Raw genomic sequence first — 14,326 nt, 5'->3', positions numbered from 1 at the left:
ATAGGGGGGATCAATGTTGCCAATGGTGGCGGCGAATGCCGATGGAAGCGGCAATCAGACCGACCAGGACGTGAAGTGACAGCGTGAACAGGCAGGATGAATGGGTGGATAGGGAGGTGTCGATCACGGACTTGACCGCATTGAGGACCTTACCATCCAACGCGCTGACGCTTCCAGACCAAGCCCAGTAGGCAGAAATGAAGGGTCGCGTGCAGTTTTCGACTTGTTCGGGAAGCGCAAGGACGGCTCCTGAAAGTGGAAGCTGGAAGCCCACCAAGTAGATCGACAGCAGGGAGGCCTGTTCAGCGGTTTTCATCAGGGCGGAGATGGCCAGACACACCGCAGTCATCGCGGCATTGACCAAGGTCAAAAACAGCAGATGGCTGGTGAAGTCGCCCCGGAAGCTGCCAAAAAAGTTCACGAATGCTGCCATCCATGTCGATTGAACGACCACCAGAACTCCGAGGAAGATGATCTTGCTGGCCAGGTAGGCGGAGGGCCGCAGGCCTCCAAATTTCTCCTTTTCGAAGATGGGTCGTTCCCCCGCGACTTCTCGGGCGGAATTGTTTGAGCCCATCAGGGAAAGGAGAATGACTTGAAACATGATGATCCCGCTCACCGCTGAGCCGACCTTGACTTGCTCTTGTCGAACCATGCGTTGCTCTTGGAGTTCGGCTTGGAGGCTCTCTTGGCGGGCATCGGATAAGCTTGAAATCGGGCCCTCGGCCTTGTCCGAGAACAGCGTGACGAGAATCGGAAAGCAGACGATGATCGCCAGCTGGAGGAAGATTTGTCCCTTATCTCGGAAGAAGATCCGCCACCGTCGAGAGAGCAGAGTCCCCAGTTGCACGAGAAACCCAGGGGCGGGGAGAGCTGAGGTCTCGGCGGGTGTTGGCACTTCGGAAGGGAGCGGAGGCTCGCTGGTCAACATTTTGCCCTCATAGGCCTCCCGGTGTTTTGACCACGACGTCAGCCAGCGCTCGCTGGGCTGTGTGGCGAGCTTTGGGTATATTTCTTCGGTATCGTCGACGGAGAAGTAGTGGGTAAGGAGCTCCGGCGGGCCGTGGAAGGCGACCTTTCCTTCGTGCAGCACGAGGATGGAGTCGTAGAGTTCCAAGTGAGCCAGAGAGTGGGTGACGGAGAGGACGGTTCGGCCATCGTGTCGGGAGAGATCGTGGAGGAGGCGCACCACTTCCCGCTCTGACCGGGGGTCGAGTCCACTAGTGACTTCATCACACAAGAGGAGCTTGGGATTGGATACCAGCTCCATGGCCAGGCCCAGCCGTCGCTTTTGTCCTCCTGAAAGGACCCGAACTTGGCGGTCAGCAATCGCGGTGAGGCCGGTTTCTTCGAGCACCCGGTCGATGCGATGGTCCAGATCCTGGGCATTGCGGGTTTTCACCCGGAGACGTGTGGCGGCCTCGATGGATTCGTCTACCGTCAGAGGATCGTAGGCGATGGAGAACTGAGGAACATAGCCGATCTCGGAAGGCTCAAAATCCTGCTCCTCGGAGAGATTTCGGCCCTCCCAAAACAAGGCGCCGGCCGACTCTGGGTTCAAGCCGGCGATGGTGCGTAGGAGCGTGGTTTTACCGCATCCCGAAGGGCCTACGATGGCCATGAAATGGCCCTTCGGGACGCGGATGGAAACGTGATCCACCAACAATACGGTTTCTCCGCCTTTGGAGATGGAAAAGCATACGTCTTGGAGTTCGAGCACGATGAGGTGGATCTAACGTTCGGTTCGAAAGAAGCGGATCTTTCGCGGGGAAGGAAGGAAATCGGCCCGAGCATCAGGAAATCTCGGTGAAGTGCGACAAGATTGCACTTTGCCCGCTGCGTTTTGCCACAGTTGGGACGATTTGACCGATGGCGGGGATAGGCTAGCGAGGATCCCCAAAGGCTGAAAGGGCCTTAATCTTAGGGTCTCACGGAGAGTTTGACACCTGATCGGTGCCAAGGTACGTTGTTTGCTGGTTATTTTGCGAGAACAAGCGGGCACCCTCGGTGACCACGATGTGATTACAAATTCTGAGGCGAAATTTGGAATAAAAGTTCCCTCTGCGGCGTTTCACTCATGGAAACCAGATTTCCTGCATTTCAATCTAAACCTCACTGACGGATATGGAAAGCGACTCAAATCTGAAGCTGTACCTTCGCGAAATTTCGAAAACTCCTCTTCTCTCTCCAGAGGAAGAGGTCGAGTTGGCCGCCCGCATCCAGCAGGGAGACAAGGCGGCTCGCACTCACATGATCAATGCAAACCTGCGACTGGTGGTCAAAATTGCCCAGGACTACGCAGGTTATGGTTTGCCCCTCTCCGACCTCATTTCGGAGGGCAATATTGGCCTTATGAAGGCTGTCGAGCGTTTCGACCCTGAAAAGGGAGGCAAGCTCTCCACTTACGCAGCCTGGTGGATCAAGCAATCCATCAAGCGGGCTTTGGCCAATCAGAGCAAGACGATCCGTCTGCCTGTTCACATGGTCGATAAGATCGCCAAGATGCGCCGCATCTCCACGATGTTGGCCGAGGTTCTGGGCCGCGAGCCTACCGACGAGGAATTGGCGGATGAGATTGGCTTGCCGCGCCGTAAGCTAGCGATGCTCAAGCAGGCTTCGCAACGCCCGACCTCTCTCGATGCTCCAGTCAACGAAGGCGAGGCGACCGAGTATGGTGAAATCATTGGCGATGATCGTGCGGAGAATCCCCTCGACGCGCTGAGTGACAAGAACCTGCATGGAGAATTGGACGATCTGTTGGCCATCCTCGATCAGCGGGAGCGCCGTATCATTGACGAGCGCTTTGGCTTGAATGGCAAAAAGCCGATGACTTTGGAGGAAGTGGGTCGTGAGTTTGGCGTCACCCGTGAACGGATTCGCCAGCTCCAGAACGTGGCACTGACGAAAATGCGCAAGGCGCTGCGCCGCAAGGAACTCCCGCTGCCGAAGGTCGCCGACGGCGCCGCTGCCGGCTGAGTTTCAGAGATGACCCCATTTCAGAGCCGCATCCGATAAGGATGCGGCTTTTTGGTTTTCAGGAAGAACGGGTGGTCTCGAGAACGATCTCAGCGTGATCGGCGGGCATGGTGAAGAATTGAGGCCCATTTGTGTGAGGCGACTCAATTTGCCAAATCGTCCCCGCTTCGGAAGAGGGAAGAAAATGCAGTTGGCCCTCGGAGAGCAGTGCCATGCGGTGACGAACGCCGGGGGAAGGATGATGGAAGACCTCCAACGGGGTACGGTGAGGATTCGCGACGATCAGCGTATGGAAGGAAGGGAATGGCTCCGGTAAGGCTTCGGTGGGGAATTCCGATTGCTGAGCGAGTCTTTGGCGGGGCCCCATTTGACACAGCTCCTTCAAGGTAGCTTGTTTCTTGAGGCGGCGTTGCCATTCCTTTCGGAATTGAAGAGGGGTCCATGAGGTCCACTCTTTGAAAGAGCGAATGAACGGTTCATGGCCGGCAAATCCACAGGCAGCGGCGATTTCCTTAATGCCGTCCGAACTGCGAATGAGGAGATCACGAGCGAGGAGATTGCGGGAAACGGCGAGATGCCGGGAGTAGGGAAAGTGGCTGGTTTGCTCCAACGCGCGGGAAAAGTGGCGCCGACTGATGGAGAAATGCTCTGCGGCCTCTTCGATGGTCGGAGCATGCGGCCACTGCGCATTGAGCCATTCGTGGAGTTCTCCCGGGAGGTTTTGGTGGCGAGAGCGGGGAGCTTGATGCGATTTTAGGGTGACTGCTTCAGCCAAGGCTTGTCGTAGTCGGACGATCAGGTGGATGGCCTGAGCTGCTTTGCCAAGGGTCCCCATCCAACGAGCTGGTGGATCCCATGGGGTTGGAGTCGTGGCCCAATCGAGAATTTGAGGACGGAATTCTGCGATCCACTCGGGATCGGAAAGGGAAAGTGTCGGGGCATTCAGGCGTCCGATCATGAGGCTTTGATCGGGACAGGTGAGGGCGAGCCAGGAGCCTCCTTCGGCAGACGTGGCGCAGCGGCCTGGGAGGATCGGGCTGGTCGTCAGCGATTTTCCCTTCTTGTCCCAAGAAAAAAAAATCCCAGGCCCTTCCAGAACGAGGATCTCGTCAAGGCTTGGACCTGGGGGAAGTTCGAGAGCTGTGATTCGCCGGTTTTCCCACTCGATGGCGGAGCGGTCGAGAGCGTGAAGCAGTGCTTGGAGTGGGCTCACGGTTGGGGAACCGGGGCAGACACTCAGTTGGGATCGTCTTTGTCGTCACCGGCACCGCCGTTGCCGGCTTGGTAGCCGATGGCGGGCATGACTTTGCGGACGAGGCGGCGCAGACCATTTTCGCCTGCTTCAAATTCACTTTCTGCATCCCGCAGGGCTTTCTCCCAAGCTGGGGCGAATCCAGGCGCCTGCTCACGCATTTGGCGAACGGCCGCCTCCATGATCTGGTATTGCTTCACTTCAGCCCGACCGGGTTTCGATTGAAGGGTGGCATTGGAGATCCGAAGGTTTTCGTTCTGCTCCTTGAGAGTCTTGAGCTCATCCTGCAGGGATTGATTGCCCTGCGCGTTGATTTTGAGCTGGGTATTCAAGTGGCCCTGGAGCTCGCGTAGTTCATTTTCGAGGCGCCGGATGTCGCGAGACAGGCGGATCTTGGTCGAAATGCCAGATTTCCACGCAAAGAAGGCGAGGATGAGGCCAAGTGCCAAGCCCCAGACGAAGGGCTGCTTCAAAATGTCGGTGAAGTTTTCCATGAAATGGGGAGGAGTGATCAGGGTTCGGGAGTTTCGGTCGAATCGATGAGTTCGCAATCGGCAAGTACCAGGTCGGTGAGATCTACCGGATCCTTGGCATAGATGACGAAGGGAAGTGTGGTATTGGTTTTCCCGGAGAGGTCGATGAGCAACGGGTATCCGTGGGTGGTGGCGATTTCGGCAGCTTTCGCGTGGAGTTTCGCAAGTTCTGCCTCCATTTGGTCCACCATACGACGGTGGATGGCCTTGAATTGCTCGCCTTGGAAAACAATCACTTCTTTTCGAAGCGAAACCTCCTCGTCGCTTTTCACAATGAGTTGCTGACGCAGCCGTTCGGCGGCCGCCGTATCTCCTTCTTCGAGCGTGGAAATCTGGGATTTGAGGTCCTCCATTTGCAGCTGCACCTCTCGGAGGGCGTCAAAGCGGGGGTCTTCGGCGACGGCCGTTTTTGCCGCTTCCGCTTGAATAGCGATCTCTTGAGAAGATTTGAGCTGACGATAGATGTCGGCGATCCGCACCCCCGCAATCTCCGGGGCCGCGGAAATGCAGCTGATCGTGAGGGCGAGAACGCCAAGGGCGAGGCGAAGCATGCGGCTAGGATGTACCTGCCCTTCTCGACTGTCGAGTATCTGGCCGTATTTCCGCGCGTTTGGCCTTGGCGTTGAGTGACGGGCGGAAAGCGGATTGCGAGAAACGATGAGTGGGGATGGCAACGATGCAGATTGCATTGCTGAGAAGGCGTCGGAGATATCGTTCGAACAGTGCAAGACGCTCAATATCAGCATGAAAAGGGGGTCGTGGCTAGGTCGGCATCGGGACTGCGATGACGAACATGAAACGACGAAAGGAAACTTATGTTGAAATGGACTCTTATCTTCTTCGTGCTGGCTTTGATCGCCGGCTTGCTCGGTTTTTCAGGAGTTGCCGGGGCTGCCTCGACGGTGGCGCAGGTGCTCTTCGTGATCTTCCTCGTGCTTTTGGTGATTTCCGCCATCAGTCGCGCTGTCAGGGGGGGCACTCCGTAAGGAGCAAGCGACCGATTCTGAACTCCACCGCAAACTCCTTGAAGCGATGCTGATTTTAAAATCGCAAATGTTGCTGGCGGGTGTCTTCGGCTCTGTGATCTCCCGAAGGTGGGCGCGCGCGCTGCCAGCGCGCCGTCCCACGGGTGGGTTGCGGCACTGAGATTCTTCGCCAAGATCCCGATGAGAACTTCTCCAAGGGGAGGCTCAATGCCTCCCCCATTTTTGAATATGCACTTCTGTTAGAATGAAGAACTTCCTGCGAACTTTTGGAGCTTTGGGCGTGATGGGCTTGATTTCGGCACAAGCGGCTTTGCCGGATCCGACATTTGATGATGACGGCTACTTGACCTTCTATTTGGACAACGACCTTTTTGGCGGTGAGGACCGCGACTACACGAATGGAGCTCGACTGGCGTGGATTTCAGGAAGTGAGCGGGTGGAGGACCTGATAGGGGTTCAGCGTTACCTGAGGCGCCTCACAGGAGATGCAGACAGTTTCGAAGTTTTCCAGAAGGTGACGGGTTTCGAGCACCCCGAACAGATCGTGTACAATTACGGCTTTTCACTGACTCAGCTGATGTACACGCCTCAAGATAATGCCTCGTATGCGCAGCCCCCATTTCAAAGGCGATATGCGGGATGGACCGGGGTCGGATTTTCTTTGCATGTAAAAGATGAACGTATTCTCAATTCCGTTGAATTGAGTGTTGGGACCACAGGGCCTGACTCCTTTGCTGAGGCGACACAGGATTTCATTCACGATCTGCGTGGGGTGGAGAAGTTCAACGGTTGGGACCAGCAGATCCCGTCTGAATTGACAGTGGATTTGAGCTTCATCCAGAAGCGCCGACTGGATTTCGCCCAAATGGGTTATGGGATCCTGCGGGTGGACGGCATTGGTGAGTGGGGTGTGAGATTGGGGACGTTTCGCACGGACGCGCATCTCGGTGGAATGTTTCGAGTCGGATACAACTTGCCGCCGGACTTTTCAGATCCTCGGTTGTCGCCCACGGCGTACACTCACCGGTATTTCAATTCCGGTTTCGACTATGACAGCGATTGGTCAGTCTTTCTTCTTGCTGGCGGCAGCCTTACAGGAGTGGCGCACGATGCGACTCTGGATGGCCCGATGTTCAGCGACTTCAATACGGGCATTCAACGACGCCCATTTGTTGCGGAAGTCTATGCGGGATTTGGCGTTCGCTACCGTCGTCTTGAGTTGAGCTATGCGCACACTTGGCGGACGGAGGAGTACCGAACCCAGCGAGGGATCGCGCAGGTGGGAACGGTAGGGGTCAAGCTTCGCTTCTAGTCCGAATCGAGGGCATAACTCCAGATTTCTGCCAAGCTTGGGTGGTAGAATGGAGTGCGGCGAAGGTCGTCAAGAGTCATGCGATTCTTGATGGCAAGCAGCATGACGTGGGAGCTGTCGACGACTCCAGGGCCCACGGCGTGAGCGCCCACGAGCCGCCCGGTTGATTTTTCTGAAACCAATCGGATGTGCCCTTGAGCGTTGAGGATTTCCCCTTTTCCGAGATCGGAGAATGAGTAGCGATGTTGCTGGAGACCTTGGCTTTCCAGTTCATCGTCATGGGGATCCACTCCGAGAGAAACGACCTCGGGATGGGTAAAGATGCCCTGCATTTTGAGATGAGGCTCCCAGCTTCGATCGGTCACCTGATGATCGGTTCTCAAGTGTGCGGCTTGGTGGGCTGCGACTTCTCCCTGAACGACGGCGAGGTGAACGACGGGCAAGGGGCTAGCGCAGTCGCCTGCCGCAAAGATGTGCGGCTGGGAGGTTTGTGTCAGCTCATTGATCGGCAGTCGGCCTGTGTCGTCGGTGGTCAGGCCGGCCTGATCGAGATGGAGAGATGAAGTGGATGGACTTCTCCCCGTGGCGAGAATCAGGGCCTGGCAGCAGAGGTGAGACTCGTCGCTGAGGTGAAGATGAAATCGTGAGCCGTCGTGGCGAACAGATTGAGCTTCCGTTTGGAATCGGATGTCGATTCCTCGTTGCTCACTGGCAGCGGCGACCGTTTGGCCGAGGTCGGGATGGAGTTTCGAAAGAATCCGTGAGGATCGGGAGAGCACCGTGACTTGGCTGCCGAGACCTTCATAAAGGTGGGCAAATTCCATGCCGACGGCTCCACTGCCGATGATCGTAACGCTCGACGGCAAGGAGGGGAATTGAGTCACCTCGTCGCTGGTCCAAAAGGGGGTGTCTGAAAGGCCAGGAATGGGAGGAATCGACGGCGTGGATCCTGTTGCTACGATGAAAGCGTCGGCTCGGAGGGTGTCTCCGGAGTTTTCGAGACGGAGGGTATGGGGGTCGATGAATTGAGCGCGATCCCGAATGAGTCGATAGGGGGCCGCCGCCATTTCTTGTCGCCGCGCATCCTGAAAGCCTGAGATGACTTGATGGAGCCGCCTCCGCAATTGTGCCTCATCGAGGCGAGGAGAGCTGTTTCGAACCGCGAAATGGTCGGCACTGCGGCATTCGCGCATGCGATCGGCAGTGGCGATGAGGAGTTTGGAAGGCATGCAACCCCGGAGGATGCACAATCCGCCGAGGGTGGGTGCCGCCTCGACCAAGAGTGTTTCCAACCCCAATCGCGCCGCGGTCCGGGCAGCGGCATGGCCAGCGCTCCCTCCACCGATCACGATCAAGCGAAAGGGCTTCATGTGCGCACGTTGTCCGCTTGGTGGGCCAACTGACCGAGGACGGACTCTGAAAGCTCAAACTCGATGCGCTCGAGTTCACCGGGATGCTCGTGCATGATTTTGAGAATGCGCCGCCACGAACTTTCACGAAGCGTTCCCTGATCGGAGGCATCGAGGAAATCGAGAGCTTGATCGAGTCGACCGGCGCGTGCGGAGGCGAGTCCCTTTTCAAGCCATGAGTCGCCAGGGTGAATGACGGATTTGACTGCAGATCGCAGTTCCACGGGTTTGACCGGTTTCATGAGGAAATCGACCACGTGGTGGTGAATGGCCTTCACGGCTGAATGGACCGTGATGTAAGCGCTGCACAGGATTACAGGGGTGAAATCGCCCCGCCGGCGAAGGGCTTCAATGACAGCAAGCCCGTCGACATCCGGCATGCGGAGGTCGAGTACCACGGCGTCGAACGACTTCTCGGCGAGACGTTCGAGGGCCTCTGCCCCATTCGAAGCGGTTTCCGCCTGAGTGGTGGCGTTGGTGAGGGCATACGCGAAGCCGAGCCGAAGAGTCGGCTCGTCGTCGACGACGAGGATTCGCAGGGGGCTGCGATCGCTGGCCCGGGTGCTGTCAGGCAGTCGGGACATCAATGAAGAATTCGGTTCTGGTTTGGTCGGGGTTTCGTTCGCTGAGACCAATGCGTCCCTCGTGGGCGCGCATGATTTCACGGGAGATAAAAAGGCCGAGTCCGATGCCGTCGGTGCGCTGGTTGGGAGCGCGGTAGAAGCGTTCGAAGATTCGACCTTCGCTTTCCTCGGGGACTCCGGGCCCGTCGTCCAGCACAGAGAGCCTCACAAAGTCGGCCCCAGAACGGGCGATGTGGACGTCGACGTTGCCTCCAGGGGGACTGTGCTTGATGGCATTGGAGACGAGATTGTGGACTACCTCGCTGATTCTCATGGGGTCGGCCATCACCTGCGGGAGGTTGTCGGCGGCGTCGATTCGGAGGGTGATGCGGGATGCGGAGGCTTTGCTCTCGAAAAGGTGAATGCTTTGATCTGCGAGGTCTCGGAGATTGGTGGGCCGGAGATCAAGATGAGTGGAACCGCTTTCGGCTCGGGAGATGTCGAGGAGAGTGTTGAGGGTAGAGAGCAGACGCTCGCAATCTTCACTTGCGGACGAAAGCATGGTTCTCTGCATGTCCGACAGGCGTCCGGTTTCTTCTTCGAGGAGAAGGTGCAAGACCATGCGGATCCCGGTAAGCGGAGTTTTGATCTCATGGCTGACCGTGGAAAGGAGGTTGGTCTTCATGTCGTCGAGCCAGCGGATGCGAGTCACATCATGCAGCAGCACGGCCCATCCAGCGTAGGGGTTTTGCTCATTGCGCCCGGCGGAGAAGCGGAAGATGCGGGGGAGGAAGAAATGCTCCTTTTCATCGATCCGGAAAAGGAGTGCTTCTCGAGGATCTTCAGGAAGGTGGTTGTGACCCTGCTGCTGACAGTTTTGGAAAAGGCGGAGTACTTTTCCGGGAAGTCGCGTCCCGAGACCGAGGGACTCGTTGAGGTCTTCGGCGGCAGGATTGAGGCGGACGGTGTCACCGTGCAGGTCGAGCACATACACGGGAGAGGGGATGGCAGAGAGGAGGGCGCGATTCACGAGGTTGTTCCGGAAGAGTCGTTCGTCGGTCTCACGACGGCGGATGCGCAACTCTTCCGCCATTGAATTGAAGGTGGTCACGAGCGATCCAAATTCACTCCCTGCCGTGGGCATGGGCAGGGTGAGCTCAAAATTACCCATGGTCACTTGTTCCATGGAGTCGCGAAGCCCGACGACCGGTTCCACGAGATGGCGGAGGAGTTGGAAGTAAATCATCACCGCCATGGCCGTCCCCAGCACGACCAAAGTTGCCAGAAAAGCAGTGTTTTTGCCCGATTCCGCCGCCAATGCCCGGCTGGCATTGAAGAGTTGTTCTTCAGCAAGGTGCGTCAGGCTTTCTCCGAGGTCGGTGATGCGCTGGGTGTGGGCACCGAAGGTTCTGAGGAGATCCGAGCGTTCCGTGCGATCCACGACTTCGTTGGTGAGCAGCCGTTCGTAGTCGCCAAAGTACAATCCCAAAGCTTCGGTAAGCGAGGAAAGGGAGCTTTCCCATCGTTCATTCCCACCACCGAGGAGACGGAGGGCATGCAGGGTGTCTTCGACCTTGGTGCGGGTTTCGTCAAAAAGTTGACGATCGGGTGCGGTTTCGGGCGCAGGCCCTGCGAGGGTGGTGATGTAGGTCGAATTGAGCATCGACGTGTAAGACCTGAGCCCTTGGGCAAGGTCGATGGCCTGGTAATCCTGCTTGAGACGACCCTGAAATCGAGTGTCGGCGTCGTTGAGGATGACCAACGCGGCCGCCCCCGTCGCCCAAAGGAGGATGACGAGGGTGAGGAGGCCGAGAAACAAACGGGCGCGGAGCATGAGAAGAAGGGAGGATCAGGAGATGCCGAAGCGCTTCCGCTTTCGATAGAGGGTGGCCTTGTCGATGCCGAGAATGGAGGCCGCTTCCTGGAGGGTGGGCGCCCATTCAAGGATGCGGCGCATGTGGGCTTCCTCCAACTGATCGAGGCTGAATTCGCCCCCGACGTTCGGTCCCGTTCCCTGGGAGCTTTTGCCGGCGGCGATGGTCTCGGAGGCTTCAGGACGGGGGAGGTCGATCGGCTCAATCCACTCTCCACGAGCAAGAATGGTGGCGCGTTCGATGGCATTGCGAAGTTCGCGGAGATTGCCCGGCCACGAATGGGTCGAGATGACCCGCATGGCCTCTGGGCTGAATCCACGGAGCTTGCGACCAATCTGATTGGAAAAATGGATAAGGTAACTCTCGGCAAACCGGACCAGATCTTTCGGCCGCTCGCGCAGGGAGGGCACTCGGACGCTGATGACGTTGAGTCGATAGTAAAGGTCTTCGCGGAATTCACCTGCGGCGACCTGAGCGGCCAGATCGCGATTGGTGGCGGCGATCACTCGAACGTTGGCGGGGCGGACTTTGTTTTCGCCAAGGCGTTCGTATTCACGCTCTTGCAGCAACCGCAGGAGCTTGGGCTGAATTTCCATCGGCAGTTCCCCGATTTCGTCGAGGAACAGCGTGCCACCTTCCGCGGCGTGAACCTTGCCCCAGGTGTCTTTCACCGCTCCCGTGAAGGATCCTTTGATGTGTCCGAACAAGGTGCTTTCCAGAAGTTCCCGAGAAAGGCTCGGGCAGCTTACGGTGACAAAAGGTTTCTCCCGAAGGTGACTGCGATGATGCACCTCACGGGCAATCACGCTTTTTCCCGTGCCGCTTTCCCCGAGAATCAGAACCGAGGCGGGGGATGCGGCCGCCCTGAAGAGGGTATCAAACTCCTGATTGGTGCGGGTGTCCTCCGAAGCAAAGTCAAGAGGTGGAGTGTTCTGGCTCGCTTCGGATTTGAGCTCCTGGACGGTTTCCTGGAGGCGAACGACTTCTCCCTGAGTCGCGAGGGCTTTCTTCGCCTTGACCAGAATCGCCCGAAGCTGGTCGGGAGTGAAGGGTTTCTCCAGATAATCGAATGCTCCGGCCTGGGTGGCCTTCACTGCCGTTTCGATCGAAGCATGGGCCGTGAAGATGGTGACGAGCTGCCGAGGATGCTTTTCGAGAATTCTCGGGAGCACCTCCAGCCCATCTTCATCGCCCAACCGAAGGTCGAGGAAGATGAGGTCGAACTTTTCTTCTCGGAGCCGCCGGAGGGCTGCTTCCGAGCAGTCCACTGACTCAACGTAGTGTCCCTCATTCTCCAGTGCCAGCGAAGTGGTCAGGCGGATGGAGCGTTCGTCATCGATGATCAGGATGTCCATAGTTCAGCGAGCAGTTCCCCAACAGATAGCGTGCCTTTTGCAAAGTTCGCGCAAAAGTGGCTTATCATCAGTGGGGAGAGGGCGGGTTGGGAGAGAGGGGGAGCGTCGAATCAGGAGCAAAATGCACGAATTGAGCAAAATGTCGTGCAAAACAGCACCGCTGCCCAAGAGGCGGCGGTGCCAGGAAACGCGAGCGATGCTGTTCGTTCAGCCCTCATAGCTGCGGAGCATCCAAGCGGTTTGCTCATGTTTCTGAAGAAGGCCGGTGAGGAAATCTTCGGTTCCTGCATCTCCGATCTCGGAAAGAGTCTCGATGGCCTTACGCAGGTCGCGGGTCACCGTTTCATGGTCGGCGCGGAGAACCGAGAGGGCGTCGAGTCCCTGAATCGCCTCGCCGGAGGATTCCTTGAGGGTGGCCGCATCGAGGAATTCTTGCATCGATCCCGGGCTGACATGTCCCAGCATGCGAATCCGCTCGGCCGTGGCGTCGATGACGGTGGCAAGCTCGCCGTATTGAGTTTCGAGGAATTCGTGGAGGGAATGGAATCGGGGACCGATAAGGTTCCAATGGAAATTCCGCGTTTTCAGATAGAGAACGTGTTGATCGGCGAGGATCGACTTCAGCAAGGAGGCGGCCTTATCACGCTGTTTGGCATCGAGGCCGATGCGCAGATCTTCTGTGGTTTTCGCTTTGGATTTCGTGGATGAAGCTTTCATGTGCTGCGAATTCCCAGCAAACACTGCTCCATGCGCGAAGCTTGAGGTCTGACGCCTTGGCTGCCAACGAAATGGCGCCTCGAGAGGGGACGGCTTTAGAGGTGGGTTCCGTGCAGAGTGCACGGGAAAGGATTCGATTTTGCACCGTCGCCGAGGAGCGCGAGGAGGGAAGTCACTGAAAATGCGACATCCAGGTTCTGGCTCAGGGTTTGCGATAGCGGGCCGCGATGAATCCTAAAGATTACCTTCGATCCAACTCGGGTCCGCGATTGATGGGGCTGAGCGTGGTGTTCGGCGTCCTTTACCTGCTCGTGTTTGCCATGACGTCCTGTTCGACCGCTGCGGGGGTGGGCCGGGATGTACAGAAATTGGGCAATGAAATCGAGGAGGCGGCGCAATAAGCCGGCAGGGGTGATGCCGCTGGCTGAGGCCTCGACTCCGACGTTCTCAGTATTCCCGATCGAGGAGGTAGGCGGCGATCTCGCGCAGTCTTGAGCCCTTGCCGCCTAGCGGCTCCAAGGACTCCATGGCTTTTTTGGTCAATCGAGCCGCTTCTTTGCGTGCCTTGTCGAGGCCGAGGATCGCCGGATAGGTCGCCTTCGCGACGGCTTCATCCTTACCCGCTGTTTTGCCGAGAACTTCGGTGGTTTGGGTGACGTCCAGAATGTCGTCGATGACCTGGAAGGCCAATCCAAGGTGGTAGCCGAAGTCAGTGACGGCATCGAGTTTTGCCGGGGTGGCATTGGCGCTCATGGCTCCTAAGCGCAGGCTTGAAGTCAGCAGCGCAGCCGTTTTGGCCTCGTGGATGCGCACCAGTTCCGCCTTCTTCAATTCCCGGCCTTCCCCTTCGAGATCGAGGACTTGTCCACCGATGAGTTTGGTTGAGCCCCCTGTAATGGCGAACTCCGCGATGAATGCGGAAAGGGGGTAGCGTGCGGTAGGGGCGGTCTCGGAGAGAATGAGAAAGGCTTCCGTGAGCAAAGCATCACCGGTCAACACGGCCATCCCTTCTCCGAAAACCTTATGGCAGGTCGGACGACCTCGGCGGAGGTCATCGTCGTCCATGCACGGCAGGTCATCGTGGACCAACGAGTAGGTGTGCATCAACTCGACCGCGCAGGCCGCGGGCATCGCGAGCTCAATCTCGCCGCCACAGGCTTCTGCTGCGGCCAGCGCGAGCACGGGTCGCAGACGTTTGCCACCCGCAAACAGGCTGTAGCGCATGGCCTCATGGATCTTGGCAGGGCGCTGTTTGGCCGAGGGCAAAAAGCCATCGAGGGCAGCATCCACCTGAGCGGCGCTGGTTTCGAGGTATTCCTTGAGGTCCATGGAAGCTGCGGATGAAGCCG

General features: G+C 57.7%; 14 protein-coding genes. 4 read left to right on the top strand and 10 right to left on the bottom strand.

The features are described 5' to 3' along the window. Window positions 1–10 precede the first annotated feature (10 nt). The gene (locus HNR46_RS02780) at window positions 11–1,720 is read right to left on the bottom strand and encodes an ATP-binding cassette domain-containing protein (protein WP_184015581.1); all 1,710 of its coding nucleotides are present in this window, start codon (window positions 1,718–1,720) and stop codon (window positions 11–13) included. A gap of 404 nt (window positions 1,721–2,124) precedes the next feature. Here HNR46_RS02780 and HNR46_RS02775 point away from each other — a divergent pair, with 404 nt between their 5' ends. Next, window positions 2,125–2,976 (top strand): sigma-70 family RNA polymerase sigma factor, encoded by an 852-nt coding sequence (locus tag HNR46_RS02775; RefSeq protein WP_184015579.1) that lies wholly within the window; start codon window positions 2,125–2,127, stop codon window positions 2,974–2,976. 58 nt (window positions 2,977–3,034) lie between these two features. Here HNR46_RS02775 and HNR46_RS02770 read toward each other — a convergent pair whose 3' ends face one another. The 3 genes from HNR46_RS02770 to HNR46_RS02760 are packed head-to-tail and all read right to left on the bottom strand — an operon-like array spanning window position 3,035 to window position 5,312. Continuing rightward, window positions 3,035–4,189, bottom strand: coding sequence for a helix-turn-helix domain-containing protein (locus HNR46_RS02770; RefSeq protein WP_184015577.1), 1,155 nt, complete (start codon window positions 4,187–4,189; stop codon window positions 3,035–3,037). Between the two features lie 23 nt (window positions 4,190–4,212). Next, window positions 4,213–4,722 carry a hypothetical protein gene (locus HNR46_RS02765; protein WP_184015575.1) on the bottom strand — a complete coding sequence of 170 codons (510 nt, stop codon included), beginning with the start codon at window positions 4,720–4,722 and terminating at the stop codon, window positions 4,213–4,215. A gap of 17 nt (window positions 4,723–4,739) precedes the next feature. Beyond that, on the bottom strand, window positions 4,740–5,312 hold the full coding sequence (locus HNR46_RS02760) for an OmpH family outer membrane protein (protein WP_184015573.1): 573 nt from the start codon (window positions 5,310–5,312) through the stop codon (window positions 4,740–4,742). 264 nt (window positions 5,313–5,576) lie between these two features. Here HNR46_RS02760 and HNR46_RS02755 point away from each other — a divergent pair, with 264 nt between their 5' ends. After that, complete coding sequence (locus HNR46_RS02755) at window positions 5,577–5,747, top strand: DUF1328 domain-containing protein (protein ID WP_184015571.1); 171 nt, start codon at window positions 5,577–5,579, stop codon at window positions 5,745–5,747. Window positions 5,748–5,991: 244 nt separating this feature from the next. Further along, complete coding sequence (locus HNR46_RS02750; protein ID WP_184015569.1) at window positions 5,992–7,059, top strand: lipid A deacylase LpxR family protein; 1,068 nt, start codon at window positions 5,992–5,994, stop codon at window positions 7,057–7,059. Here HNR46_RS02750 and HNR46_RS02745 read toward each other — a convergent pair. From HNR46_RS02745 to HNR46_RS02725, 5 genes are all read right to left on the bottom strand, one after another. Continuing rightward, a complete protein-coding gene (locus HNR46_RS02745) occupies window positions 7,056–8,429 on the bottom strand; it encodes a dihydrolipoyl dehydrogenase family protein (RefSeq protein ID WP_184015567.1) in 1,374 nt (457 codons plus the stop codon). The two genes, HNR46_RS02750 and HNR46_RS02745, sit on opposite strands and share 4 nt — an antisense overlap. Further along, window positions 8,426–9,052, bottom strand: coding sequence for a response regulator (locus tag HNR46_RS02740; RefSeq protein ID WP_184015566.1), 627 nt, complete (start codon window positions 9,050–9,052; stop codon window positions 8,426–8,428). Before HNR46_RS02740 ends, HNR46_RS02745 begins: the two co-directional genes overlap by 4 nt. After that, window positions 9,036–10,865: a sensor histidine kinase gene (locus tag HNR46_RS02735; protein WP_184015565.1), complete on the bottom strand. Its 1,830-nt coding sequence runs from the start codon at window positions 10,863–10,865 to the stop codon at window positions 9,036–9,038. The genes HNR46_RS02740 and HNR46_RS02735 overlap by 17 nt, the downstream gene beginning before the upstream one ends. 15 nt (window positions 10,866–10,880) lie before the next feature. Further along, window positions 10,881–12,260, bottom strand: a complete 1,380-nt coding sequence (locus HNR46_RS02730) for a sigma-54-dependent transcriptional regulator (protein WP_184015564.1) — start codon at window positions 12,258–12,260, stop codon at window positions 10,881–10,883. Between the two features lie 207 nt (window positions 12,261–12,467). Further along, on the bottom strand, window positions 12,468–12,977 hold the full coding sequence (locus HNR46_RS02725) for a Dps family protein (RefSeq protein WP_184015563.1): 510 nt from the start codon (window positions 12,975–12,977) through the stop codon (window positions 12,468–12,470). Between the two features lie 227 nt (window positions 12,978–13,204). Here HNR46_RS02725 and HNR46_RS02720 point away from each other — a divergent pair, with 227 nt between their 5' ends. Further along, window positions 13,205–13,378 (top strand): entericidin A/B family lipoprotein, encoded by a 174-nt coding sequence (locus tag HNR46_RS02720; RefSeq protein ID WP_221284978.1) that lies wholly within the window; start codon window positions 13,205–13,207, stop codon window positions 13,376–13,378. 46 nt (window positions 13,379–13,424) lie between these two features. Here HNR46_RS02720 and HNR46_RS02715 read toward each other — a convergent pair whose 3' ends face one another. Continuing rightward, window positions 13,425–14,306, bottom strand: a complete 882-nt coding sequence (locus tag HNR46_RS02715) for a polyprenyl synthetase family protein (RefSeq protein WP_184015562.1) — start codon at window positions 14,304–14,306, stop codon at window positions 13,425–13,427. Between the last annotated feature and the right edge of the window lie 20 nt (window positions 14,307–14,326).

This window comes from Haloferula luteola, from assembly GCF_014201715.1.
Lineage (GTDB): Bacteria > Verrucomicrobiota > Verrucomicrobiia > Verrucomicrobiales > Akkermansiaceae > Haloferula > Haloferula luteola.
This window is presented reverse-complemented; position numbering and strand designations above follow the sequence as displayed.